This window comes from Haladaptatus sp. HS23 (genome assembly GCF_056892285.1).
In genome coordinates this window covers 708,129-732,897 of the sequence record NZ_JBXGLH010000002.1, presented here as the reverse complement: position 1 = coordinate 732,897, position 24,769 = coordinate 708,129, and the positions used below count along the sequence as shown (strand labels likewise).

At 62.2% G+C, this 24,769-nt stretch carries 24 protein-coding genes; 17 read left to right on the top strand and 7 right to left on the bottom strand.

Going from position 1 to position 24,769, the window contains the following annotated elements:
- Nucleotides 1–41: 41 nt before the first annotated feature.
- Nucleotides 42–692, bottom strand: a complete 651-nt coding sequence (locus AC1XDK_RS10035) for a TetR/AcrR family transcriptional regulator (protein WP_483349746.1) — start codon at nucleotides 690–692, stop codon at nucleotides 42–44.
- A gap of 426 nt (nucleotides 693–1,118) precedes the next feature.
- Between AC1XDK_RS10035 and AC1XDK_RS10030 the strand changes: the two genes are divergently transcribed.
- From AC1XDK_RS10030 to AC1XDK_RS10020, 3 genes are all read left to right on the top strand, one after another.
- The gene (locus AC1XDK_RS10030) at nucleotides 1,119–2,852 is read left to right on the top strand and encodes a fused MFS/spermidine synthase (RefSeq protein ID WP_483349745.1); all 1,734 of its coding nucleotides are present in this window, start codon (nucleotides 1,119–1,121) and stop codon (nucleotides 2,850–2,852) included.
- Between the two features lie 12 nt (nucleotides 2,853–2,864).
- A complete protein-coding gene (locus AC1XDK_RS10025) occupies nucleotides 2,865–3,239 on the top strand; it encodes an ABC transporter permease (RefSeq protein WP_483349744.1) in 375 nt (124 codons plus the stop codon).
- Between the two features lie 358 nt (nucleotides 3,240–3,597).
- A complete protein-coding gene (locus AC1XDK_RS10020; RefSeq protein ID WP_483349743.1) occupies nucleotides 3,598–4,521 on the top strand; it encodes a PhzF family phenazine biosynthesis protein in 924 nt (307 codons plus the stop codon).
- Between the two features lie 10 nt (nucleotides 4,522–4,531).
- Here the strand turns inward: AC1XDK_RS10020 and AC1XDK_RS10015 are convergent, their stop codons facing one another.
- Nucleotides 4,532–4,879, bottom strand: coding sequence for a KTSC domain-containing protein (locus tag AC1XDK_RS10015; RefSeq protein WP_483349742.1), 348 nt, complete (start codon nucleotides 4,877–4,879; stop codon nucleotides 4,532–4,534).
- 182 nt (nucleotides 4,880–5,061) lie between these two features.
- Here AC1XDK_RS10015 and AC1XDK_RS10010 point away from each other — a divergent pair, with 182 nt between their 5' ends.
- From AC1XDK_RS10010 to mfnA, 5 genes are all read left to right on the top strand, one after another.
- Nucleotides 5,062–5,400: a DUF7344 domain-containing protein gene (locus tag AC1XDK_RS10010; protein ID WP_483349741.1), complete on the top strand. Its 339-nt coding sequence runs from the start codon at nucleotides 5,062–5,064 to the stop codon at nucleotides 5,398–5,400.
- Between the two features lie 119 nt (nucleotides 5,401–5,519).
- Nucleotides 5,520–7,814 (top strand): pyruvate, water dikinase, encoded by a 2,295-nt coding sequence (gene ppsA, locus AC1XDK_RS10005; protein ID WP_483349740.1) that lies wholly within the window; start codon nucleotides 5,520–5,522, stop codon nucleotides 7,812–7,814.
- A gap of 110 nt (nucleotides 7,815–7,924) precedes the next feature.
- Complete coding sequence (locus AC1XDK_RS10000; protein WP_483349739.1) at nucleotides 7,925–8,143, top strand: hypothetical protein; 219 nt, start codon at nucleotides 7,925–7,927, stop codon at nucleotides 8,141–8,143.
- 147 nt (nucleotides 8,144–8,290) lie between these two features.
- The gene (locus tag AC1XDK_RS09995) at nucleotides 8,291–9,745 is read left to right on the top strand and encodes an extracellular solute-binding protein (protein ID WP_483349738.1); all 1,455 of its coding nucleotides are present in this window, start codon (nucleotides 8,291–8,293) and stop codon (nucleotides 9,743–9,745) included.
- A 36-nt stretch (nucleotides 9,746–9,781) separates the two neighbouring features.
- Nucleotides 9,782–10,840 (top strand): tyrosine decarboxylase MfnA, encoded by a 1,059-nt coding sequence (gene mfnA, locus AC1XDK_RS09990; RefSeq protein WP_483349737.1) that lies wholly within the window; start codon nucleotides 9,782–9,784, stop codon nucleotides 10,838–10,840.
- Nucleotides 10,841–10,852: 12 nt separating this feature from the next.
- On the opposite strand, the gene AC1XDK_RS09985 is transcribed toward mfnA, so the two are convergent.
- Nucleotides 10,853–11,428, bottom strand: coding sequence for an HVO_2922 family protein (locus AC1XDK_RS09985; RefSeq protein ID WP_483349736.1), 576 nt, complete (start codon nucleotides 11,426–11,428; stop codon nucleotides 10,853–10,855).
- A gap of 49 nt (nucleotides 11,429–11,477) precedes the next feature.
- Between AC1XDK_RS09985 and AC1XDK_RS09980 the strand changes: the two genes are divergently transcribed.
- Together AC1XDK_RS09980 and metG are read left to right on the top strand one after the other, a co-directional pair.
- Nucleotides 11,478–12,098, top strand: coding sequence for a YqaA family protein (locus tag AC1XDK_RS09980; protein WP_483349735.1), 621 nt, complete (start codon nucleotides 11,478–11,480; stop codon nucleotides 12,096–12,098).
- Between the two features lie 465 nt (nucleotides 12,099–12,563).
- Nucleotides 12,564–14,624 (top strand): methionine--tRNA ligase, encoded by a 2,061-nt coding sequence (gene metG, locus AC1XDK_RS09975; protein WP_483349734.1) that lies wholly within the window; start codon nucleotides 12,564–12,566, stop codon nucleotides 14,622–14,624.
- 6 nt (nucleotides 14,625–14,630) lie between these two features.
- On the opposite strand, the gene AC1XDK_RS09970 is transcribed toward metG, so the two are convergent.
- Nucleotides 14,631–14,915, bottom strand: coding sequence for a GYD domain-containing protein (locus AC1XDK_RS09970; protein WP_483349733.1), 285 nt, complete (start codon nucleotides 14,913–14,915; stop codon nucleotides 14,631–14,633).
- Between the two features lie 114 nt (nucleotides 14,916–15,029).
- On the opposite strand from AC1XDK_RS09970, the gene pyk reads away from it, so the two are divergent.
- The 5 genes from pyk (at nucleotide 15,030) to AC1XDK_RS09945 (ending at nucleotide 19,708) form a co-directional block, all read left to right on the top strand.
- Nucleotides 15,030–16,778: a pyruvate kinase gene (gene pyk, locus AC1XDK_RS09965; RefSeq protein ID WP_483349732.1), complete on the top strand. Its 1,749-nt coding sequence runs from the start codon at nucleotides 15,030–15,032 to the stop codon at nucleotides 16,776–16,778.
- Nucleotides 16,779–16,813: 35 nt separating this feature from the next.
- Entirely contained in the window at nucleotides 16,814–16,996 is a 183-nt protein-coding gene (locus AC1XDK_RS09960) for a DUF7312 domain-containing protein (RefSeq protein WP_483349731.1), read from the top strand.
- A gap of 38 nt (nucleotides 16,997–17,034) precedes the next feature.
- Nucleotides 17,035–17,583 (top strand): NfeD family protein, encoded by a 549-nt coding sequence (locus AC1XDK_RS09955; RefSeq protein WP_483349730.1) that lies wholly within the window; start codon nucleotides 17,035–17,037, stop codon nucleotides 17,581–17,583.
- A 144-nt stretch (nucleotides 17,584–17,727) separates the two neighbouring features.
- A complete protein-coding gene (locus tag AC1XDK_RS09950; RefSeq protein WP_483349866.1) occupies nucleotides 17,728–18,858 on the top strand; it encodes an SPFH domain-containing protein in 1,131 nt (376 codons plus the stop codon).
- Between the two features lie 235 nt (nucleotides 18,859–19,093).
- Nucleotides 19,094–19,708 (top strand): winged helix-turn-helix transcriptional regulator, encoded by a 615-nt coding sequence (locus tag AC1XDK_RS09945; protein ID WP_483349729.1) that lies wholly within the window; start codon nucleotides 19,094–19,096, stop codon nucleotides 19,706–19,708.
- Between the two features lie 117 nt (nucleotides 19,709–19,825).
- On the opposite strand, the gene AC1XDK_RS09940 is transcribed toward AC1XDK_RS09945, so the two are convergent.
- Nucleotides 19,826–20,065 carry a DUF7123 family protein gene (locus AC1XDK_RS09940; RefSeq protein WP_395281535.1) on the bottom strand — a complete coding sequence of 80 codons (240 nt, stop codon included), beginning with the start codon at nucleotides 20,063–20,065 and terminating at the stop codon, nucleotides 19,826–19,828.
- 218 nt (nucleotides 20,066–20,283) lie between these two features.
- Here AC1XDK_RS09940 and AC1XDK_RS09935 point away from each other — a divergent pair, with 218 nt between their 5' ends.
- Nucleotides 20,284–22,104, top strand: coding sequence for a flippase-like domain-containing protein (locus AC1XDK_RS09935; RefSeq protein WP_483349728.1), 1,821 nt, complete (start codon nucleotides 20,284–20,286; stop codon nucleotides 22,102–22,104).
- A gap of 3 nt (nucleotides 22,105–22,107) precedes the next feature.
- Here AC1XDK_RS09935 and yjjX read toward each other — a convergent pair whose 3' ends face one another.
- On the bottom strand, nucleotides 22,108–22,626 hold the full coding sequence (gene yjjX / locus AC1XDK_RS09930) for an inosine/xanthosine triphosphatase (protein ID WP_483349727.1): 519 nt from the start codon (nucleotides 22,624–22,626) through the stop codon (nucleotides 22,108–22,110).
- Between the two features lie 34 nt (nucleotides 22,627–22,660).
- Nucleotides 22,661–23,410, bottom strand: coding sequence for a cobalamin-binding protein (locus AC1XDK_RS09925; protein ID WP_483349726.1), 750 nt, complete (start codon nucleotides 23,408–23,410; stop codon nucleotides 22,661–22,663).
- Between the two features lie 253 nt (nucleotides 23,411–23,663).
- Between AC1XDK_RS09925 and AC1XDK_RS09920 the strand changes: the two genes are divergently transcribed.
- Complete coding sequence (locus AC1XDK_RS09920; protein ID WP_395281539.1) at nucleotides 23,664–24,626, top strand: transcription initiation factor IIB; 963 nt, start codon at nucleotides 23,664–23,666, stop codon at nucleotides 24,624–24,626.
- Nucleotides 24,627–24,769: the final 143 nt, after the last annotated feature.

Sequence of the window (24,769 nt, the reverse complement as noted above, 5' to 3'; positions counted from 1 at the left end):
GGAACGGAGAGCACTCCACACCTCTGCATCAGTCGGTCGTGTCAGTCGAGCACAGACTGGTCGACGAGTTTGTACGCGTCTTCACGAATCGCTGTCAGGTCGATATCATCTGTCGTCGTTCGGCGGAGGAGACCCCCGAGTAACAACGTATAGAGTATATCCGCTGTCCGTTCAGCATCAATTTCCTGAATTCGACCCTGTTCTATTCCATCTTCGATAGCACTCGTGAAAACGTCTCGAAACGCTTGGTCGATAGTGCTGATTCGGTCCCGATACGCTTCCTCGTGGATTGCTTGAGCTCGGATTTCCATGAACGTCCGGAGCGGATCGGTCGAGCCGTTGTTGGCGTCGTTCGATAGCTCGTCCACTGTTCGATTAGACACTTGGTCGGATAATTGACCGAGGATCATACGGTCGATCATCCCATGGAGTCGATCGACTGGATCCGATATTTGTACCTGGCCGATTCGCTCCCCCATCTTGCCGAGGAGGCATTCGTAGAAGGAGAGCATGAGATCATCCTTGTCTTCGAAGTGATGATACACCGTCGACTTACTCAGTCCAGCAACGTCAGCTACCCGTTGAATTGAGACGCTCCCGTATCCCTCGTTTTTTGTGATCCGATAAACTGCCTGTAATATCTTATTACGTCCGCTCTGTGGTTCGTCCTCGAAAAGTTCGTCAAATTTCATATGACCGAATGGTTGGTCGGGGGTCCATTTCAGCGTATCGCTCGGTGAGTTCCAATCTCCGTTCTTAAACGGTACGGTCGATGAGTTGAGGAATTCTTAAGTACAAACCGAACGTTCGTTCTGTAAGGCGTGTTCAGCTCAACCAGACAGAGAACCGGTCTACGGCATATCGTTGGAACTCGGAATGATAAGTGAACGTGAGTATGTGTCCGTGATAGAGGGCCGAGAGACGTACATCGCCTTTTTCGATCTCGGACTCTCGATCCTCTTCACTGAGTTTAACGGGACACTCGTCGATACTGCTCTCCCCTCGGTCACTACTGATCGCTGTTATACTCGGTTCTCGGGGAGGGCAGAACGAATACTGGACTCCTCCTGTCACTCCACCTTGGGTTCATTGTCAATTCCATCACCGGTGGTCGGCACATGAGCCGGACCAGCCGCTACAAATTCCTCACTGTGGGGATCGCCGTCAGCGCTGTCGGATGCTACCTGCTCTCGACGATGGACGTGAACGGCTCGCCGACAGGCCTGTGGATCACGGCGGGGGTCGTCGTGGCGGGGGTAGTCTTCGCCTCGCTTCCGCCGCTACTCGCCCCGCTGGTGGCTCCCGTTCGCGACCTGACGCCGCGCGAGTGTTCGCGCCTCGACCTGCCACCAGGTGAACCGGTGAAGGTGTTGGCAGTCGACGGACTCGCGAACGCATTCGCCGCCGGCGTGCTCCCTGGTTTTCGCGTCGTTTTCGTGACGACGGGGTTACTCCGCCATCTCACGACGGCGGAAGTGCGGGCTATTGTCGCCCACGAGCGTGGGCACCATCGGCGACGACACGTCACGCTGCGACTTGGCTCGGTGGCGCTGATCATCGCCCCGTGGCTCGTCGCGACGGCAACAGGCGTTCCGGGCGGGTTCCCCGCGGGCCTACTCGCGCTCGCCCCGGCGGTCCTCCTCGTCTGTTGGCTGGGACGCTGGACTGAGTACGACGCCGACGCGTACGCTGCCCGGCGGGTCGGCGGTCCTACCCTTGCCAGCGCGCTCGAACAGGTCCATGCTGACACCCGGCCGTCGACGGAGCGCAGGCGACTGACGGCGCTCCTCTCGACGCATCCACCGGTCGACCGTCGCCTGGCGAAGCTGTCCGGCGGGATGGGTGGAGCATCGAGTGCGATCAGGGACGACAACGGCTGCTCTGTGCTCACGTCGCTCGTCGCAAGTCTCGCCGGTGGGGTGCTGACCGCGTTCGCTAGGCGGCCAGGCGTGCCACGGTTCACGAATGCGCCTTCCCCCTGGGAAAATGCCCTTGGTGCGATGGTTCACGCGGTACAGGTGGTCGAGACGGCGTTCATCCGCTGGCGTGGCAAGGTGGTCTATGAGGCGTGGACGCCCCGCCAGTCGCTTCGTGTCGTCGACCGTGGGAACGTCCGATGGCTCTTCCTTGACGGGGACGCCCACAGCGCAATGGATCTCGTCGACCCGCACAAGCACGTCTTCGATTACACGCGATACTTCCACCTGCCATTCCTGTTCAACGGCGACGTAGAGAGTGTGTTGTTCATCGGCGGTGGTGGATTCACCGGTCCTAAGCGGTTCCTCGCGGACTACAACGTCGCGGTCGACGTGATCGAACATGACCCCGATGTCGTCGACACGGCGCGGAAGTTCTTCGATGTCGAGCCGTCCAACAGACTCACCGTGCACGTCGGGGACGGCCGGCAATTCCTCCGGGAGACCGACCGCACGTACGACCTGATCATCCTCGACGCCTTCGAGGTGGGCAGGGCGCCGTCCCGCCTCAGGACGGTCGAGTTCCTGCAGCTGACGCGCGATAGCCTCTCAGCCGACGGCGTGCTGCTCGCTAACCTCGTCTCGGCGCCGAACGGGCCGTTGTCGGGGTTCTACCGTGCCGAGTGCGAGACGATGGCCCGTGTGTTCCCCCGCGTGTACAGTTTCCCGACCGCCGGCAGCTTCCTCCCCCAGAACATAGAGGTCGTCGCGACGATGGACGACGAACTGGTCGCGCCAGCGGATCTTCGCCGACGCAACGAGCGCGGGGACGCCGGCATCGACCTCTCTGGGGAACTCGACGCTTATCGACACGTCTCCCCGACCGACGGCGGGCGGGTGCTCCGGGATGATGACCTGCTGGTCCACCGTTCATGACCCCGCGCTCCCTTGAACGCTGCCAAGACCCTTACGTTCGAACACAGCGCTGCGCTTATTTTTCTCGTTGAACTCCTCGGCGCGCTGACCGCGCTCGGTCTTGGAGTACTACTCTCGTTGTTCGCGCAAAACGAGTTTCAAGTCATGCAGTTCATTCCCGTCGTTATCTCCCCACAGGTCATTCTTGGTGGGACGTTCATGCCGGTCGAGGATCTGCCGACGTACCTCGAACTCCCGGCACGCGTGATGCCGATTACGTACATTGTGGAAGCGATGAACTACGTTGTCCTCGGTGAGGGAAGTGCTATCGATTTCTGGATTGCGGTTGGTGTGTTTACAGTGCTCTCGGTCGCCATTGCTGGCATGATCGTTCGACGTGCAGTATAATGAGCCCATCAGAATAGTGGAAGGATGAGGAGTAAGTGGCTATCGTGCCGATCTGATCGCTTAAACTAGAACGTATAGTCCACGTCTGCTTCGTGCAAAATGGAGTAGTGAGACAGATGGACCCCGACCAGTTCACTCTTCGTGTACCAGTGGACCGAGTTTACTGCCGTCTGAAAAGCGGAAGTAGACATGCTCACCCCCCGCTACCCGATCACGAACCGAATGTAATGGGTGTTTATCGTTCCACCTCTACTTATAGCGAGAAATGTAGTGTGGCAGGAGGGGAATCGTCTTCAACCGACCACCCTACGGGTATCGAGAACCGAGGCTTAAACTCCCCGTCGGACCATCCACCGGTATGCAAACCTGTCGAACGCTGCTCGTGGACGCGTTCACGGACGAACCGCTAGCCGGAAACGCGGCCGGTGTGGTCCCCGACGCCGACGATTTGGCGGCCGACCAGATGCAGGCAATCGCCCGCGAACTCTCGGTGAGCGAGACGGCCTTCTTCGTCGAGAGCGAGGACGCGGACCGCCGGGTTCGGTTCTTCACGCCGACGACGGAGGTCGACCTCTGTGGACATGCGACGGTCGCCTCGCACGTCCACTTGCTTGAAGCCGACCGCATCGAACCGGGGACGCACACGCTCGAAACGAACGTCGGTGTGCTTGACATCGACGCGGAAGCGGACGGAACCGTCTGGATGACCCAAGACGACCCCGAAATCGAGGCCGTCGATATCGAGTACGAGCGACTGGGGACGGCGCTCGGCATCGACCCGGCGGCGCTCCGCGACGTGGGCGAGGACCTCCCGCTCGCGGTTTCTTCGACGGGGTTTCCGGTTCTCACCGTGCCCGTCAACTTCCTCGAACACCTCGGTAGCGCCGACCCGGACATGGAGGCCATCAAGGAAATCGGGAAGGAAGTCGGCGCGCTCGGCGTCTACGCGTTCACGCTCGACGCCATCGAGGCGGGTTCGACGCTTCACGGGCGAATGTTCGCCCCCGCGGTGGGGATTCCCGAGGACCCCGTGACCGGAACGGCGAGCGGGGCGGTGACGGCGTATCTAGACGCCTACGACGCGTTCGACAACGAGGGCGAATCGGGCGGATTCCCCGACGAACTCCGATTGGAGCAGGGGCACTTCGTGGACCGACCGGGTTACGTACGCGTGCGGATTGACGATGACGGCGGCGTACGTGTCGGTGGTCGCGCGACGACTGCGCTGGACGGCAGTTTGGTCGTCCCGGACGCGGAGGAGGACGACATCATCGAGTGCTGACGAATCGCTTTCATCGAATCCGGCGATAGTCGTATGCGCCCCTGATGTTCTCGTGGAAGTACGACCCGTGTGAGCGGGCGCTCAGCAGTTCCTGATACACCGATTGGGGGACGTCGGCGTACCGATAGACGCCGCCGCTGTGGAACTCGATTTCGAGCGCCGCCTCCTCCGGGTCGTAGCCCACGCTCGCCAGATTGGTCGAATCGACGGGCGTCCGTGTTCGCGTGACGGACGCCAGCATCTCGTACGGAACGTAGCCGACGACCCCCGAGCGATGTCCTCGGAGGACGATGCCCTCGCTCCGCTCCTCGAAGTCGTCACACTCGATTCGCTCGCCGTCCCGTGTGCGCGCTTTCATCGTCGAGTACACGGTGTGAACGGCCGTCAACGCGTCGGCCGTGAAATTATTGTTGTAAGTTATACATGGTCACAGAAAACTATTTATAAATCCTCTGTGTCTGTTCTACCGTACCTACTCGGGTAGTTCTACACTCCCCATTTTATCGGTTCGTCGTGCTACCCGGGCGGGTCGGAGGAATCATGACTGACAGCGATACGCCAACAGAGTCCGGAACAGCGAAGCCAACACCGACGAGGAACGACCTATCGAACGTCTTCGACGCCCTACAACGACCGGAGCGTCGAGCAGTCCTGTCGTTCCTTCAGGAGTCGGATGCCGAAACCATCGATTTGGACGAACTCTCCGATCACGTTTCGTCCCGACTTTCCGGAACCGACGAACCCATCGTTCGGTCGATTCTCCATCATCATCACCTGCCCAAATTGGCCGACTTCGAGTTCATCGACTACGACAGGACGACCCGCCTCGTTCGACCCCGCGAAGGGACGACCGAACTGGTCTCCATGTTCGTCGAATGACCGAAAACGATCCGACCGCCGCGGTGGCGATTTCAAAGTATATTCGGTTCTGAGTTACTTTTCCACGGCGAGCTGGTCGGAACATTCTTTATGTACCTGCTTGTTTCCCCCCATACGCAATGGTTGTACTCTGGCTGGACGAAATCAGTGCAAACGACCTCGAACTGGTCGGTGGCAAGGGGGCCTCGCTCGGTGAACTCACCGGTGCGGACCTCCCTGTCCCGCCGGGATTCGTCGTGACCGCCGAGACCTATCGACGGTTCATCGAGGAGACCGGCATCGCGACGGAGCTGTTCGAGGCCGCCGATGTCGATACCGAGGATTCCGCGGCACTGGCGGAGGCCGAGTCGCGGGCGGAAGAACTCATCCTCGGCACCGAAATTCCTGACGACATGCGCGAGGGTATCCTCGCCGCCTACGACGACCTCGACGACGGGAAGGCGTTCGTCGCCGTTCGCTCCTCCGCGACGGCCGAAGACCTCCCGGACGCGTCTTTTGCGGGACAGCAGGAGACGTTCCTCAACATCACCCGTGACGACCTCGTGGAGCGCGTCAAGGAGTGTTGGGCGTCCCTCTTCACGCAGCGCGCCATCTACTACCGACAGGAGAAGGACTTCGACCACAGGAAAGTGGACATCGCCGTCGTCGTCCAACGGATGGTCGACGCCGAAAAGAGCGGCGTCATGTTCACCAGTCACCCGTCGACCGGCGAGAAGAAAATAATCATCGAAGCCGCGTGGGGCCTCGGCGAGGCGGTCGTTTCGGGGTCGGTGTCGCCGGACAACTACGTCATCGACCGCGAATCGGGCGAATCGGAGGAGGTCACCATCGCCGACAAGAAGATCATGCACACGAAGGACCCGGAGACCGGCGAGACGGTCGAACGGGACGTTCCGGACGACAAACGGAACGCTCGCGTCCTCACGGAGGCGGACATCGACCGGCTCATTGAACTCGGCGAGGAGGTAGAATCCCACTACGATACCCCACAGGACGTCGAGTGGGCCGTCGTGGACGGGGAGGTCTACATGCTTCAGTCGCGGCCGATAACCACCATCAACGACAACGGCTCCATCGAAGCCGAGTCGTCCGAAGGCGTCGCCGACGGTAGTGGCACGGTCGAGGTGGCGGGGGGCGGCGGTCACGAAATCCTCGTCGATGGACTCGGTGCGAGCCCCGGCATCGCGAGCGGTGCGGTCCGACTCGTCTCGAAACTCGACCAACTCGACAAGGTTCGTGACGGCGACATCATCGTCACCGAGATGACGACGCCCGACATGGTGCCCGCGATGAAGCGGGCGGCGGGTATCATCACGAACGAGGGCGGCATGACCAGCCACGCCGCCATCGTCTCCCGCGAACTCGGCGTCCCGGCCGTCGTCGGGTGTAGCAACGCCACTGACGCCCTCGACGATGGGCAAGTCGTCACTTTGGACGGCGACAAGGGAACCATCCGCGAGGGCAAACCCGAGCGCGAAACCCAACGAGAGCCGATCGAGGACGCACGACCGAAGACGCCCGTCAAACCGATGACGGCGACGGAGGTCAAAGTGAACGTCTCCATTCCGGAGGCCGCCGAACGCGCCGCCGCGACCGGCGCGGACGGCGTCGGGCTGCTCCGGATGGAGCACATGATTCTCTCGACCAGCAAGACGCCGGAACGGTACATCGAGGACCACGGCATCGACGCCTACGTGGACGAAATCGTGGAGGGAATCCGCGGCGTCGCGGAGGAGTTCTATCCACGACCCGTCCGCGTTCGCACGCTCGACGCGCCGACCGACGAGTTCCAACAGCTCCAAGGCGGCGAGCACGAGCCGAACGAACACAACCCGATGCTCGGGTGGCGGGGCATCCGCCGCAGTCTCGACAAGCCGGACGTGTTCCAGCACGAACTCGACGCCTTCCGCGAACTGTTCGAGATGGGCTACGACAACGTCCAGATAATGTTCCCCCTCGTCAACGACGCGGAGGACGTCCTCCGTGCCCGTCGATTGATGGCCGAGACCGGCATCGACCCCGACAAACGCTCGTGGGGCGTGATGATAGAGACGCCGGCCAGCGCGCTTCAAATCGAGGAGATGGCACAGGCTGGAATCAAGTTCGCCAGCTTCGGCACGAACGACCTCACGCAGTACACCCTCGCGGTGGACCGCAACAACGAGAACGTCGCCGATAGGTTCGACGAACTTCACCCCGCCGTCCTCGAACTCATCGGACAGACCATCGACTGCTGCCGCGAACACGACATCAACACCAGCATCTGCGGACAGGCCGGGTCGAAACCGGAGATGGTTCGCTTCCTCGTCAACCGCGGCGTGTCGTCCATCTCGGCGAACATCGACGCGGTGCGCGACGTGCAACACGAGGTCAAACGCGTCGAACAGAAACTGATGTTGGATTCGGTTCGATAACGCGAACCCGTTTTCGTGGACTCCCCGTACCGTGTTTTCGGAGACTTCCGGAGGATGTCTCGAACACAACCATTTTTGTATTCTACGCCTTCGTAACAGAAGACTAACTCATGCGACGACAGATACTGGGATACCTGTCCATCTCGTTTCTCGTGCTGCTGGTCACGTGGGCGGCAACTGCCGTGGCGCTCAAGTTGCACCTCGTCGAGTCACCGTTCCTCGAGGACGCGGTGTTGCTCGTCACCGGTATTTTCTGCGTTCTCGGGGCGTTCATGTACGCCTATCGTGGTCTCAACTGGCTTCGGTCCGAGTGGAACGCACGGGTGTGAAGCTCCGGCGGTCCTGCCCGTCTCGGGAGAGGGGAACGGAATCGCATCGGAACCCTCACCGCGATGACGCACATCTCAACGAACACACCCTGACCACTCGCCACAACGCTAAGAAACACTGACGACGTATCTCGTTGGGGAAACACGATGAGGGGAAAACAAGGGGGACACGGAGAACGGACGATTTCGCGCCGCGATGTTCTGAAAACGGTCGGCGCGGCGGGGACCACCGGGGCAGTCGTCGGCGGAACCGCGAGCGCACAGATGGCACCGATAACCGTCCAGTGGGGCGCGGACGCGGATTTGGCCTCCGTCGCCGGACGGCTGCAACAGGTGCTCTGGGAGGTCGGCCTTCCGCGAAACATCAACGTCGAAATCATGGCCGGAACCGAGGAGACGGACATCCGCGAGGAGCAGTATACGCGATGGCTTTCGGGGAACCTCGCCACCCCCGACATGCTCCTCACCGATAGCGGGTGGACGCTCAACTTCGTCGTCCGGGACCAGCTACTGAATCTCGAACGACACCTCCCACAGTCGCTCGTCAAACGGGTCAAAGACGGCTACTTCGAGGCGAGCGTTTCGACGGCGACCGGACCGAACGGCGACCTGTACGCGATACCGCTGTATCCCGACTTCGGGGTGATGCTGTACCGAAAGGATTTGGTCGAGAAGGCGGGCTACGACCCCGAGGGCGAGAACTGGGCGGAAAATCCAATCTCGTGGAAGAAGTTCTCCCACGCGACGAAGGACGCGATGGAGAAATCGGGCGTTCCGTACGGCTTTACGTTCCAAGCCGACCTGTACGAGGGACTGCCCTGTTGCGATTTCAACGAGTTCATGAGTTCGTGGGGCGGCGCGTACTTCGGCGGACGGAAACACCTGTTCGGTCCCATCGGCGAGCGCCCAGTGACCATCGCGGATTCGGGCGTCGTGGATTCCGTTCGGATGATTCGAACGTTCATCTGGGGCGAGGACGACCCCGCCGCGCTCGACGGCTACGCCGGAGACATCGCGCCGACGGGCGTCCTCCAGTGGATAGAGGACACCTCGCTCGGACCGTTCACGGCCGGTGACGCCGTGATGCACCGAAACTGGCCGTACGCCATCGCCAGCGCTGGTGCGGAGGGAGTGCTCGGCGACCGACTCGGCGTGATGCCGATTCCGTACGCGGTCAGCGAACGGCGCTCACCGTTCGGAATCGGGGGTTCGACGTCCGCTCTCGGCGGGTGGCACATGGCCGTCAATCCGAACACGGAGAAACTCGATGCGGTGCTACAGATATTGGCGGCGATGATGGACGAGCGGGTTCAACTGATGCTGTTCGAGGAGATCGGCCTGTTGCCGCCGGAAGTTCGCGTGTTGGAGTCGAAGGCGGCCAAGCGGATACCCATCGTCGGACAACACGCCGAGACGCTCCGAATCGCCGGCGCGAACGCGATTCCGCGGCCGGTCACGGTCGCGTGGACGCAGGAATCGACGCGGACGGCCGAACTCGTCCACGGGGCGTACTCCCAAGACGCGGCGCCCGAGGCGGCACTGACGCAACTTCGCTCGGAACTCGTGGAGATAGAGCAGTACAACCGCGGGGGCGGCGCGTAACGGAACCGATAAACGGGTAGCGTCGAATTTTGGGGTATGCAGGTGGCCACGAGCCAGTCGTTCCGCCGGGTCCTTTCCTCGATGTGTACCGAACCGCATCCGGCGGCCCGTGACGCCGCCGAACGATTCTTGGCGTCGAATCCGGGCGACCCGACGACGTACCCGACAGTTTCGGCGTTGGAAGACGAGGCCGTTTCACTCCTCGGCGAGATAACCGGCCTGTCGAACCCGCACGGCTACGTCGCGAGCGGCGGAACGGAGGCGAACATTCAGGCGGTTCGTGCCGCACGGAACCTCGCGGATACGGACGACCCGAACGTCGTCGCGCCCGAGAGCGCTCACTTCAGTTTCCGGAAGGCGGCGGACGTGCTCGGCGTCGAACTCCGCCTCAGTGCGGTCGACGACGACCGACGTGCGGACCCGGACGCGATGGCCGAACTGGTGGACGACGACACCGTTCTCGTGGTTGGAATCGCGGGAACGACCGAATACGGACGCGTGGACCCGATTCCGACGCTTTCGGAAATCGCCCACGACGCCGACGCGCTGTTCCACGTCGACGCCGCGTGGGGTGGTTTCGTCCTCCCCTTCACGGACCACGAATGGAACTTCGAACACGCCGTCGTGGACACCATGGGTATCGACCCGCACAAGATGGGGCAGGCGGCGATACCGGCGGGCGGCTTCTTGGCCCGCGAAAAGAGCGTGTTGGACGCCTTGACCGTCGAGACGCCGTACCTCGAATCGACCTCCCAAGCGACCCTGACGGGAACGCGAAGCGGCGCAGGTGTCGCGAGCGCGTGGGCCGCGATGGACGCACTCTGGGCCGAGGGCTACCGCGAACAGTACCACCGCTCACAGGCGAATGCAGAATGGATAGCGGACGCCTTCGATTCCCGAGGCTACAACGTGGTCGACCCGGTGCTCCCGTTGGTCGCAATCGACGTCCCTCGGGAGACGGTCGAAGCCCTACAGGACCACGGCTGGCGCGTCTCACCGACCGGTTCGGGCGAACTCAGAATCGTCTGTATGCCCCACGTCACCCGCTCGATGTTGGAGGAGTTCGTCGCGGATTTGGACGCCGTTCGACGATAGTTTCGGTCGTGGTTACGAATCCGCCGGTCGCTCCGACTCCTCCACCGGCGCGCCGAGCGCGTTCCGCTTGACGCTCTTGATTCCGTTTTTCGCGGCGCGTTTCGACGAGTACCCCTCGCCGCCGTCGGCGATGATGTTGCCGTTCCGGTGGACGAGTCGCCAGCGCCACTCGCCGCCGTGGTCTTCGTACACCTCGAACGTCGCCTGCGCTGGCGGGCGAAGCGCCTCTACGATGCTTCCGTCGTCCTGCGTCACCGCGACCGGCCACGAGTCTGGCTCCGTTCCCTCCTCCCTCGTGGGGAGTTTGCCGACGTTCCCCTTGTTCGCCAATCGGCCGACGAAGGAAGCGACCGACGACCCGTATCGCTCTATCAACTCGGGGCTGACGTGTTTTTCCAGCAGCGATTCGCCGTCGCGGGTGACGGCTATCTCTCGCCCGCGGAGTTCGACGCTTCCGGCCGACTCCTCCCACTCCCCGTCGCGTCGATACTCGACCGTTACCGTCACCGCCGACCCGTCGTCCGTGTACCCGAAGCGCGCCTGTAGCGTCGGATGGACCGTGAGGCGGTATTCTCTATCCGTGTTCACACTCCCGATTCGTCACCGCTTGTCATCAGTCTGTTCGCCATCGAATAACATGTTCCCGAGCCCAATCTCAACCTTTACGTCGGTCGATTACGGAACTACACCTGTGCTTGATAGCCTCACCCCACTCGCGGATGTCGTTGCGAACGGCATCTCTCTCGGGTCCCTCGGAGGGCTGACGGACGCCGTCGAACACGCGACGGGGTGGCTCGGTTTGGTACTCATCGCCATCTACTCCTTTCTCATCTCGTTCGTCCTCCCCTTGCCCAGCGAAATCGTCCTCCTCGCGCCACTCGATCTCGGCGTCGGGGAAATCGGACAGCTGTCCCTCATCATCCTCATCAGTGGCCTCGGCAAGGCCGCGGGAAGCGTCTTCGCCTTCCACATCGGTCAGGAGGCCAAACAGTCCGGTCCCGTCATCCGAGCGCTCCGCCGCTCGGATATCGACATCGTGGAGTGGTCGGAGCGGAAGACGGTCGGACTCGCCCAAGAATGGGGGTATCTCGGATTAGCGGGGGCGCTCTGCGTTCCGGGTTTTCCCGATACCATCTCCATCTACGCCTTCTCGATACTCGAAACCGATTACGTGAAGTTCGCGCTGGCGTCGTTCGCCGGAAGCGTCGGCCGACTGGTGTTGGTGGCCCTCATCGGTGCCGGCGTCCTGTCGCTGTGATGTGAGTCGAAGGGCCGCTATATCGTCGTTTTTTGGACGTCCCCGTCCGCTCGCTCCGAGATGGGATTGCATCCGGCGATTTTCCGAATACAATCGCAACGACGTGGGCTTCGAAAGCCCCCGCCAGCGCGCGCCATCGTGGATGAATCGAATTCTCGAAACTCACTGCTCCGCCCTTCTAGCGGGCGAGACTTTATATACGGTCACGTACCTATCGCTTGGTATGTGCCGGACGGCCCACTTCGCTCGGATGCCTATGCGTAGCCAGCGGTAGCGTCGGGTGAATCCTTCTGGGCCGTCGTCGGTCGGTATCCGGGGTGAAACCCGTCCGTTCGGAATCTTCCGAGAGCGACCGCTACACGAACGACGACACCAATCGAAATCACACATGACGGGACGAAATCAGGAGACGGAAGAGACAGCGAAATCGGCGGTTTTTACACCCACAGATACGGAGTCGATAGCATGAGCCACGACAACTATCCCACCGAGGAACCCGCGGTGGTGACGTGTGGACTGCCCTACGCGAACGGGGAGTTGCACATCGGCCACCTCCGAACCTACGTCGGCGGCGACGTCTACTCGCGCGCCCTCGAAACGCTCGGCCAGCAGACCGCGTTCGTTTCGGGGTCCGACATGCACGGCACGCCGGTCGCCGTCAACGCCGAGAAGGAGGGCGTCTCTCCCCGCGAGTTCGCGCTTCGCCACCACGAGAAGTACGAAGCGACGTTCCCGCGGTTCAACATCGAGTTCGACAACTACGGACACACGGACGACGAGACGAACACCGAACTGACCCAGAAAATCGTCCGCAAACTCGACGAGGAGGGGTACATCTACGAGAAGGAGATCAAAGTCGCGTGGGACCCCATCGAGGACGACCCGCTCCCGGACCGCTACGTCGAGGGGACTTGCCCGTACTGCGGTGCCCACGCCCGCGGTGACGAGTGTGACGAGGGATGCGGTCGGCACCTCGAACCCGGCGAAATCGAGGATCCGACGAGCATCCGCACCGGCAACCCGGCGGAGTACCGCGAACGGACGCACAAGTTCTTCCGCGTTTCGGACCTGCAGGACTACCTGCAGGAGTTCATCGACCGCCTCGAAGGGACGAGCAACGCGAAGAACCAGCCCCGCGAGTGGATAGAGGGCGAACTGCAGGACTGGTGTATCTCCCGCGATATGGATTGGGGCATCGACTACCCCGGCGAGGATGAGGGTACGGAGGATTTGGTACTGTACGTCTGGGTCGACGCGCCCATCGAGTACATCGCCAGCACGAAACAGTACACCGAGCGCGTGGGTGCGGACACCTACGACTGGGAGGAGACGTGGAAGGAGAGCGGCGAAATCGTCCACATCATCGGCCGCGACATCATCCAGCATCACACGGTCTTCTGGCCCGCGATGCTCCACGTCGCGGAGTACAACGAACCGCGCGCCGTCATGGCGAGCGGGTTCGTCAACCTGAACGGCAAGGGCTTCTCGACCAGTCGTAACCGTGCCGTCTGGGCGGACGACTATCTGGACGAAGGGTTCGACCCGGACCTCCTGCGCTACTACCTCGCCACCAACGGCGGGTTCCAGCAGGACGTGGACTTCTCGTGGGACCGGTTCCAGGAGCGCGTCAACGGCGAACTCGTCGGCACTGTCGGCAACTTCGTCTACCGGAGTTTGTTGTTCGCGGCCCGGAACTACGACGGCGCGCCGGACGCCGAGGCGAGCGACGAGGTGCGCGAGCGAATCGAGGAGACCATCGACGAGTTCGAAGCGGCCGTCAACGACTACTCGCTCAAGGACCTCGGCGACGCCGCGACGGCGCTCGCCGCGTTCGGCAACGAGTACATCCAGCGCAACGAACCGTGGAAGCTGACCGACGAGGACCCGGAGCGGGCGGAACAGGTCATCTACGACTGCGTGCAGTTGTCGAAGGCGCTCGCCGTACTGTTCGAACCGCTCTTGCCCGGCAAGGCCGAAACCCTCTGGACGCAACTCGGCGAGGAGGGTTCGGTTCACGACGCCGTCGTCGCGGACGCGCTCGAAGCACCGCGCGGCGACTTCGGCGAACCGGACGAGTTGTTCGCCAAAATCGAGGACGAACGAGTCGAGGAACTGAACGAAACGCTCGAAGAACGTATCGAAGCGGCTACGTCGGACGACGACGAAGCTGACGACGAAACCGTGAGTGACGAAGAACCCATCTCGGACGACCGCATCAGCTTCGACGAATTCCAGGACCTCGACCTCCGCGTCGGCCGCATCGAATCGGCGGAACCGATAGAGGGCGCGGATGCCCTCCTCCGACTCGAAGTCGATATCGGGAGCGAGACGCGCCAAATCGTCGCCGGTCTCAAACAACTCCACGACGTCGATGACTTGGCGGGGAAGAAAATCGTCGTCGTCGCCAACCTCGAAAAGGCCGAACTGTTCGGCGTCGAGAGCAACGGCATGGTGTTGGCGGCGGGCGAGGAAGCCGACCTGCTGACGACGCACGCCGACGCCGAACCCGGAACGAAGGTCAAGTAGTCCCGCTCAGAGGTCCTCGACGAGGCTGGCGAAATCCTCCATCGGGATGATTTCCATCGTCTGCATGTCGAGGCCGTAGCGTTCGATGCACAGCGACGCGCGGTACGCCGCATCACGGTCTTCGGCGTCGATGACGAGGAGGAAATCGTACTCGCCGAGGATGGCGTACGTCGATTCGAGCGTCGCCTCGTGCGTTTCGAGTTCGTTTCGGATGTCCCCCCAAATCGACGCGAGTTCCTGTACGTTCTGGTAGTCCCGTTCGACGGTGACGAGCGATGCGTACTTCGACATATTTTCCCGTTTCGAAAGGTGTACAAATATCTGTTGTGGCCGGGACTCCGCCATCCGAACTCGCCCGCGAGTTAACTGTAGGGTTTTTTTGGTGGCACGCACCAATGGCCGCCCATGAGAAACGCGAAAATCGTCTGCACCCTCGGACCCGCGTCCGATTCCCGGAGTACGGTTCGGGAACTCGCAAACGCCGGAATGACCGTCGCTCGGGTGAACGCGAGCCACGGAACGCGCGAGGACCGGGCCGAACTCATCGACACGATTCGCCGGGTAGACGGGGCGACCGAAAACCCCCTTTCCGCCATGCTCGACATGCAGGGACCGGAAATCCGAACCGCGGCGGTGGACGAACCCATCGCGCTCGAAACCGGTTCGACCGTCCGGTTCGTGGAAGGCGACGATGCGACACCCGAAGAAGTCGGCCTCTCGGTGTCCATCTCGAACGCCGAACCCGGCGACGCCGTCCTCTTGGACGACGGTCGAATCGAGACGGAAGTCGAGGACGTCGAGGACGACGCCGTCATCGCACACGTCGTGAGCGGCGGGGAGTTGAGCAGTCGCAAGGGCGTCAACGTCCCCGGCGTCGAACTGGGTCTCACCGTCGTCACCGAGAAGGACCGACAGGACCTCCGTCTCGCGGCCGAAAAGGGGGCGGACTTCGTCGCCGCGAGTTTCGTCCGGGACGCGGACGACGTGTACGAGGTCAGCAAGGTGCTGGAGGAGTTCGGGGCCGACATCCCCATCATCGCCAAAATCGAGCGCCGCGGTGCGGTCGAGAACCTTGAAGAGATCGTCGACGCGGCATACGGCGTGATGGTCGCGCGCGGCGACCTCGGCGTCGAATGTCCGATGGAGGACGTGCCGATGATTCAAAAGCGAATCATCCGGACGTGCCAGCAGGCCGGGGTTCCGGTCATCACCGCGACGGAGATGCTCGATTCGATGGTTCACTCCCGCAGGCCGACGCGGGCGGAAGCGTCCGACGTGGCGAACGCCGTCCTCGACGGGACGGACGCCGTGATGCTTTCGGGCGAGACGGCCATCGGTGAGCATCCGGTTCGCGTCGTCGAGACCATGGACCGAATCGTCCGCGAAGTCGAGGAGAGCGAGGAGTACGCCGAGACGCTCGAACAACGCGTTCCGACGAGCGACGACACGCGCACGGACGCCATCGCGCGCTCGGCCCGGTATCTCGCCCGTGACATCGGCGCGAGTGCGGTGGTCGCCGCCAGCGAATCCGGATACACCGCGCTGAAGGTAGCGAAGTTCCGCCCCGGCGTGCCGGTCGTGGCGACGACGCCGAACGACCGCGTTCGGCGCAAACTCGCCCTCTCGTGGGGCGTCAACTCCCAGTTCACCGACCTCGGTCACAGCGTCGAAACCATCGTGGAGGACGGCGTACAGGCCGCACTCGACGCCGGTGTCGCGGAGAGCGGCGATACCGTCGTCGTCCTCTCGGGCATGATGAGCGAACTCGACGGGTCGGACACGGCGAACATGTTGAAGGTTCACGTGGCCGCCGAAACCATCGCGACCGGCCGCGGCGTGGTTCGCGGCCAAACCGTCGGGCCGGTCGCGCGTTCTTCGACCGGGGACCTCTCCGAGGTTCCGACGGGCGCGATTCTCGTCCTCGAACCCGACTTCGACGGGGAGTTCACGGGTGAGACCTCCCGTCTCGCCGGTATCGTCGATTCCCGTCCCGGAATGACCGGCTATCCGGCGCTCATCGCACGCGAACTCGAAATCCCGATGATAAGCGGCGCGCCGCTCGGACCCTCGGTCAGCGACGGCGACGAAATCACCCTCGACGCCGAACGCGGCGTCGTCTACGAGGGTGACGTCCGCTCGTACGAGCGGTCGTAGCCAGCCTTTTGGTCGCGGGTCGCGTACCGTTTCGTATGTCTGACTGGAAGTACGACGTGGACGAAGTCGGTGAAGACGCAGACGACGCGCCGTCCGACATCTTCGCCGATGAGGAACCCCTCGAACCGGGGTCGCCCTCGGCCGAAAACGTCCTGTTCGTCCTGCTCGGTGCCCTCACCGTCGTGTTCATGTTTCTCCACGTCACCGGGGTCGCCTGACCCACAAACCCTTAATCGCTCGACACCAAGGCCCACCCATGGCTTCGCCCTTCGATTCGCTTGCGCTCCTGCTCGTCCTCGCGGGTGCGGCACTCGCGTTCGCGGAAGCGCTCATTCCGGGCGCACACTTCATCGTCCTGGGTATCGCCCTCCTTCTCGCTGGACTCCTCGCGCTCGCCTTTCCGCCGCTCGCGCAACCGTTCGTTCTCGCCTTCCTCGTCCTCGCGTTCGGTGGCTTGGCGTTCTACGGCTACCGTCACTTGGACATCTACGGCGGCAAAGGCTCCGGGCGAACGAAGGACTCCGACTCGCTGAAGGGGACGACGGGTCACGTCACCGAACAGGTGACGCGCTCCGGTGGACAGGTGAAACTGGACGCCGGCGGCTTCAATCCCTACTTCGCCGCCCGGTCGATGGACGGCGAAATCCCGGAAGGAACGGAAGTGATGGTCATCGACCCCGGGGGCGGCAACGTCGTCACGGTCGAACCGATAGACTTCATTGAGGACGCTATCGACCGGGAACTCGCGCGCGAACGGTCGAACACGGAACGAACGAACGCGGAACGCGAAACCGAGGAATCGTAGCGCTCCTTTTTCTTCCGTCCTTCCCCATTCATGTCAAACGATACGGGATAAAGTAGCAGAATACTTAACAAGTATCTATCCCAACATCCGGACGTAATGCTGCCTGGAATCCCCCTACAAAGCGTACCCGCCACGGATGGGTTCATGATAGTCGCACTGGTGTTGCTGATGCTGGCTGTCGTGGTCATTTGGCAGGCGGTGGAGATCGTTCAAGCGACCGAAAAGCGCGCGCTGACCGTGTTCGGCGAGTACCGCAAACTCCTCGAACCGGGTATCAACTTCGTGCCGCCGTTCGTCAGCAAGACGTATCGCTTCGATATGCGGACACAGACGCTCGACGTGCCGCGACAGGAGGCCATCACGCGCGACAACTCGCCCGTGACCGCCGACGCCGTCGTCTACATCAAGGTGATGGACGCGAAGAAGGCGTTCCTCGAAGTCGAGGACTACAAACGCGCCGTCTCGAACCTCGCACAGACGACGCTCCGTGCCGTCCTCGGTGACATGGAACTCGACGACACGCTCAACAAGCGACAGGAGATCAACGCGAAGATCCGCCGCGAACTCGACGAACCCACGGACGAGTGGGGTATTCGCGTCGAGAGCGTCGAAGTCCGTGAGGTCAATCCGTCCAAGGACGTCCAGCAGGCGATGGAGCAACAGACCAGCGCGGAGCGGAAACGTCGCGCCATGATTCTCGAAGCGCAAGGTGAACGCCGCAGCGCCATCGAGAAGGCGGAGGGTGACAAGCAGTCGAACATCATCCGCGCGCAAGGTGAAAAGCAGAGCCAGATTCTCGAAGCGCAGGGTGACGCGGTGTCGACCGTGCTGCGCGCGAAGTCCGCCGAGTCGATGGGTGAACGCGCCGTCATCGAGAAGGGTATGGAGACGCTCCAAGCCATCGGCGAGGGCGAGTCCACGACGTTCGTCCTACCGCAGGAACTCTCCTCGCTCGTCGGCCGCTACGGCAAACACCTCACCGGCAGCGACGTCGCCATCGACGGCAAGCAGGACTTGGAGAGCCTCGACTTCGATTCCGAGACCCGCGAACTCCTCGGACTCGACGACATCGACGAAATCCTCGGTCAGATAGACGAGGAGGCGGAGATGGACGTCGAAGCGATGGAAAAGGAAGCACAGGCCATCAAGGAAGGCGAGGACAAGGCGAACATCAAGAGCGCGGACGAAGTGATATCGGAGATGGACGCCGAGATGGAGTCCACGCAGGACGAATCGTCGGAGTCGGAGAGCGAACTGGAAACAGAAGTCGAATAACTGCCCTCCCCCTGCTTTTTCGGCTGGCTTGGCGGAGAGTCGTACCGTTTTTTTGCCGTAATCGGTCACGGAGTTCCGGTGGCTTTCGAACGACGCGAGAAATCCCGAAAGCCGGGGATGATTGTTTACTGATATCTCGAGACCTATTGTACCGCTCTTCCCCCTCGGTATCACTCGATTGTAACTGTCTACCAAGCGAAGCTGTTTTACGTTACCCAGTTGTACGGATGTGTAGATGGTTCAGCCCGGTAACGTCGATGAAAATAAGCGTGCAACGCTCCGCCGCTTTGCGGTTTTGGGGGCAGCGACGCCATTGACGAAGCTCGCCGACGGGGACCACAGCGGCGAGCGGAGCGAGGCCCGCGATGCGATTGCGGGCTACGTCACGACGACACCGGGCGCTCATTTTTCGAAGGTACGGGACGACCTCCAACTCGGAACCGGCGAGACGCAACATCACTTGCGACAGCTCGTCGAACTCGGCGTGGTCGAGAGTCACCGGGACGGCGACTACCGGCGCTTTTTCCCCGCCGGACAGTTCTCCGCGTTCGAGCAGGTGGCCTTGAGCTACCTCCGACGCGCCACGCCGCGGGGAATGATGATAGAACTGCTTCGCACCCCCGACGCGACCGGCGGCGACCTCGCGACTGCACTCGACGTTTCGCGGCCGACGGTGAGCAAATACGCCGCCGACTTGGACGAAAAGGGGTTGCTCTCACGTGAGGACGGTTACGCCGTCCGCCACCCCGAAACGGTCATCACCCTGCTAGTTCGGTACGCCGATTCGTTCGATGCGAACGCCGAGGAGTTCGCGTCCGAAGCGGCGAATCTGATATCGTTCGACCCCTGAAAGGAGTCGTTTCCCTTCCTCACCTTCGATATGTCTCTTCGAAGTAGCTCTGGCTTCGAACAGTGAAAACAGACGACAGTATCCGAACCGACGAACCTACTGGAACAACTGCCGTTCCTACGCGCTGACTTTCCACGTCGTGGAGGAGGAGTATCCCCACTTTTCGACTTCGACGTCGAAGTTCCCGTCCGCGATGGCGGTCATGTTCGTGCCGACTTCCTTCGCGGTGAGGCCGAGTTCGTCGCCGATGAGCCGGGATTTGAAGTAGGTTTTTGTCGCCCCGTTTTCACGAAGGTACCGGAGGATACGCTGTTGTTTGTCAGTAAGCGTGGTCGTGCCAGCAGTGGTGGTGCTCATACCTCTACAGTGGAAGGATACGACCTTAGTGGGTTTGGTACGAGTGGTTAACGCCACTCCCTCTCGTGTTTTCATGCGATAAATTTTCGAATATAACACCTCCCGTGGGGGTGGTTGGTACGGTTGGTTAACGCCGGGTTGTACGGTAACATGTCGGCCAAATCGTGACAGCCATGGCCCAGAAGCTACTTACGGTGCGAGGGTGAGACAGTTCCATAATGAGCGGTGGTCCTGTAGAGGTGAGTGTCGTCCTCCCGTCGTACAACGAGGAGGCGACAATCGAGAACACCGTCGAGACGACTCTCGACACATTGGAATCGTTCCTCCCTCCGGATAGTTTCGAAGTAATCGTTGCCGAAGACGGCTGTGATGACCGAACGCCGGAAATCGCAGACAGAATGGCGGAACGTGACAGTCGCGTCCGTCACTTTCACAGCGATGAACGGTTGGGGCGTGGGGGAGCATTGAATCGGGCGTTCGAGTCCGCGAACGGGGAGACGCTGGTCTACTTCGACACGGACTTGGCGACGGATATGAACCATTTGGAGGAGTTGGTCGAGAGCGTTCGCTCCGGCGACTACGACTTCGCCACCGGTTCGCGCTGGATGCCCGAAAACGTCGCCGACCGACCGGCGAAACGTGACGTTGCCAGCCGGGGATTCAACGGGTTGACACGACTGTTCCTTCAGTCCGACCTTCGGGACCACCAGTGTGGTTTCAAGGCGTTCGACCGAACCGCCCTGTTCGACGTGCTAGAAGGCGTCGAGGACAACCACTGGTTCTGGGACACGGAAGTCCTCGTCCGCGCACAGCGGAAGGGATACAAGATCAAGGAGTTCTCCGTGGACTGGACGCCGAAAGGGGACACGAAAGTGGACCTCGTTCGGGACGTGTTCGGGATGGGGAGCCAGATCGGTCGCTGTTGGTGGGAGTTCTCCGTCGAACCACGTATCACCCGCGGCGTGTCCATCTCCGTCGGAGTCCTACTGACCATCATTGCCGTCGCGTTGATGGGCAAGTACCTTCCGCTCGGGAAGGTCCTCAACCAGATGGAGAGTGCGAACCTCGCGCTCGTCGGTACCGCGGCCGTGATTTACGTCTTCTCGTGGCCGCTTCGCGGTGCCCGGTACAAGAACATCCTCGAAGAACTCGGCTTCACCGAGAGCGTCGGGTTCCTCACGGGCGCGATATTCATCAGCCAGACCGGGAACCTCGTGTTCCCCGCCCGACTCGGCGACGGCGTGCGCGCTTACGTGATGAAGGCTCGACGCAACATCCCGTACCCGTCCGGCTTCGCGTCGCTCGCGATAGAACGCGTCTTCGACCTGCTCACGATAACCGTCCTCGCCGGGGTCGTCCTCATCGGCCTGACCGTGACGGGACAGGCGGCCGACATCGTACAGGCCGTCACGGGCGCACAGCACGCGGAGGCCGCACGAACCGCGGTCTACGTCGCGGCAGGTGTGGGTGTCGCTGCCATCGCAGCGGTCGGCGTCATCGTCGCCAGCGCCCGCTCCGACAGCAACCTCGTCCGGTCGGCCCTGACGAAGATCAGTTCGGACTCCTACGCGACCCACGTCGCGGGCATCGTGGAGCGGTTCACCGGTGACGTCCAGACCGTGGCGAGCGACCGGGCGGCCTTTGCCCGCGTCGGCGCAAGTAGCCTCGCCATCTGGTCGCTCGACGTGCTGACGGCCATCCTCGTCTTGATTGCGTTCCCGTCGGTGTCGCTCGACCCGATCACGTTGGTCGCTATCGGCTTCTTCGCGGTGAGCGTCGGGAACCTCGCCAAGGTCCTCCCCCTCTCGCCCGGCGGTGTCGGCCTGTACGAGGCCGCGTTTACGGTCTTCGTCGCGGGTCTGACGCCCATTTCGTGGGAAGTGGCCCTCGGTGCGGCCATCCTCGACCACGCGGTGAAGAACATCGTCACGCTCGTCGGCGGCGTCGGTTCGATGTTCTCGCTCAACGTCTCGCTCACCCAAGCGGTCGAGGAGGGACGCGACGTGTCCGTCGAGGAACCCACTTCGCTCGACGACTGACGGCTAGTAAAAATCGGTGACGAACGGGGCGAGCGCCCCGGCGACCGCACTTTCCAACGCTTCCTGCCGGTCGATGATTCCGTCCGTGAGCGCGCCCGCCGCACCCTGCTTTTTCGCCACGTCGTTCTCACCGAGGACGTCGTCCATCACCGGTCCCAGCTCCTCGCCGTCCCGGATTCTTCGGGTGACGGATTCGGGGAGTCGAAGCCGCGGTCCCGCACCGCGTCCCATCGTCTTCCCGTCGGTCACGGCGGCCCACATGACCAGATAGAGCCCGTCGGTTCCGGGTACTTCGGCGACGCCGCCTTCCAGTCCGACGCCGAGTTCGTAGCCGTCCCCCGACTCCAGGACGCGTCGAGCGCGGTTTTCCGCGCCCGTTATCGTCTCCCCTTCGCCGAACGGCTGTTCCGCGACGCCCGATTCGACGGCGACGGACTCGACTCGCGCATCGAACCGTCCGTCGAGGGCGGACTCCACCGCGGCTACCTTCACCGGATTTCCACTGCCTACGCCGACGTACATGGTGGCCCTCTCTTCCGTTCCGACTTGGAGGTTGCTACTCGATTACGCCGGGATGGAGCGTCCGCGCCATCGCCTCGATGCCGTCGAGGAGTCGCGGACTCGGTTGGTTCAGCAGGGAGTCGTCGAGGACGTGAACGGAACCGGTTTCGATGGCGGGAACGTCCCAGTCGCGACGGAGGACGGCGGCCGGGTCGCTTCGCTCGCCCCGGCCGCAGACGTGGAGAAAGACGTGTTCCGGTTCGGCCTCCTGGACGGTTTCCGCGTCCACTTCCCGGGAACGTTCGCCCGCCGGGAGGAACGGATACTCGCCACCTGCGGCACGAACCGCGTCGGGGACCCAGTTTCCGGCGGCCGTCGGCGGGGAGGACCACTCCTCGCAGTAGACGACCGGCGTGGCTCGTCCCGCGACCCGCCGCTGAATGCGCTCGATTCGGCTTCGAGCGCGTGATGCGAGGTCGTCCCCGTCGTCCGGTTTTCCGACGGCACGACCGACCGTCGCGAAGGATTCGACGACCTCCGGGAGCGTTTCCGGTTCGACGTGGACGACGCGCTGACCGCGGTCCCGGAGGTCGTCGCGCACGTCCGCCTGCAACGAGTCGGTCGTGAGAACGAGGTCCGGGTCGCACTCCTCGACCGCATCGAGATCCGGATTCAGCCAACCGCCGACCGCGGGAACGTCGAGCGGACAATGATGGGTGACGCCGACGAGTCGGTCGGCCGCGTCGAGGTCTCGACAGATTTCGGTCGCACTGGGTGCGAGGGAGACGACCCGGTTCGTTGCCATTGGCCGCGGTTCGGTCCGTAGGTGGTTAACGTTTCGTTACCGTGCGGAAATCCACTCTTAAACATTTCGCTCGGTTGACGCTGGACGGCTATTTCACGCCGTGTGTGAGTGTTTCACGAACCCACTGCACTCCAAAAACGAATCGTTTAAGTACCTTTCGTCCTAACGACGTGTTAAGACTAGCGGCACCCGGGTTTTTCAGGATTCACCTGCCCGGTAGCCGACGCGCTCTCCCTAAGAGGAGGTATTGCACATGCAAAACACGACTATCCGAACGAGAAGCGAAGAGAAGGAAGTAGAGAAAAGCGGACAGAAGGGTCAGACCTGCCCCGAATGCAGCGGTAAGCTCATCGCCGATTCCGGCCACGGCGAAACCATCTGTGAGGACTGTGGCCTCGTCGTCGAAGTGGACAACGTGGACCGCGGTCCGGAGTGGCGTGCGTTCGACGCGAAGGAGAAAAACGAGAAGTCACGCGTCGGTGCGCCGACGACGAACACGATGCACGACAAGGGCCTCTCGACCAACATCGACTGGCGGAACAAGGACGCTTACGGCAACTCGCTTGGCTCCCGCCAGCGCGAGAAGATGCAGCGCCTGCGCAAGTGGAACGAGCGTTTCCGCACCCGCGACAGCAAGGAGCGCAACCTCAAGCAGGCATTAGGCGAAATCGACCGGATGGCGAGCGCGCTCGGCCTGCCGGATAACGTCCGCGAGATGGCCAGCGTCATCTACCGCCGCGCGCTGAACGAGGACCTCCTGCCGGGTCGCTCCATCGAGGGCGTCTCGACGTCCTGCGTCTACGCCGCCGCACGCCAGGCCGGTGTCCCGCGCAGTCTGGACGAAATCACCGAGGTAAGCCGCGTCGATAAAAGCGAAGTCGCACGCACCTACCGCTACGTCGTGCGCGAACTCAGCCTCGAAGTCAAACCCGCCGACCCCGAGAGTTACGTCCCGCGCTTTGCGTCCGGCCTCGAACTCTCCGACGAGGCGGAACACCGCGCCCGCGAACTCCTTCGGAACGCGAAAGAACAGGGCGTCCACAGCGGGAAATCGCCCGTCGGACTCGCCGCGGCCGCCGTCTACGCCGCGGCCCTCCTGACCAATGAGAAGACGACGCAAGCGGAAGTCAGTGATGTGGCCGACATCAGTGAGGTCACGATTCGTAACCGCTACCACGAACTCCTCGAAGCGGAAGAAGGAACCGTCGCGCTGTAAACTCATACACGCACAGCACCAGTATTTCCGGTCGAGACGGCTCGAGAGCACGATACTCTCCGACGCGACCGAAGTAACGCGTGTTGAGGCGCACTTTTTGCCACTCGCGAACCCCGTTCCGAGTAGCCTTTTATTCGCCGGGT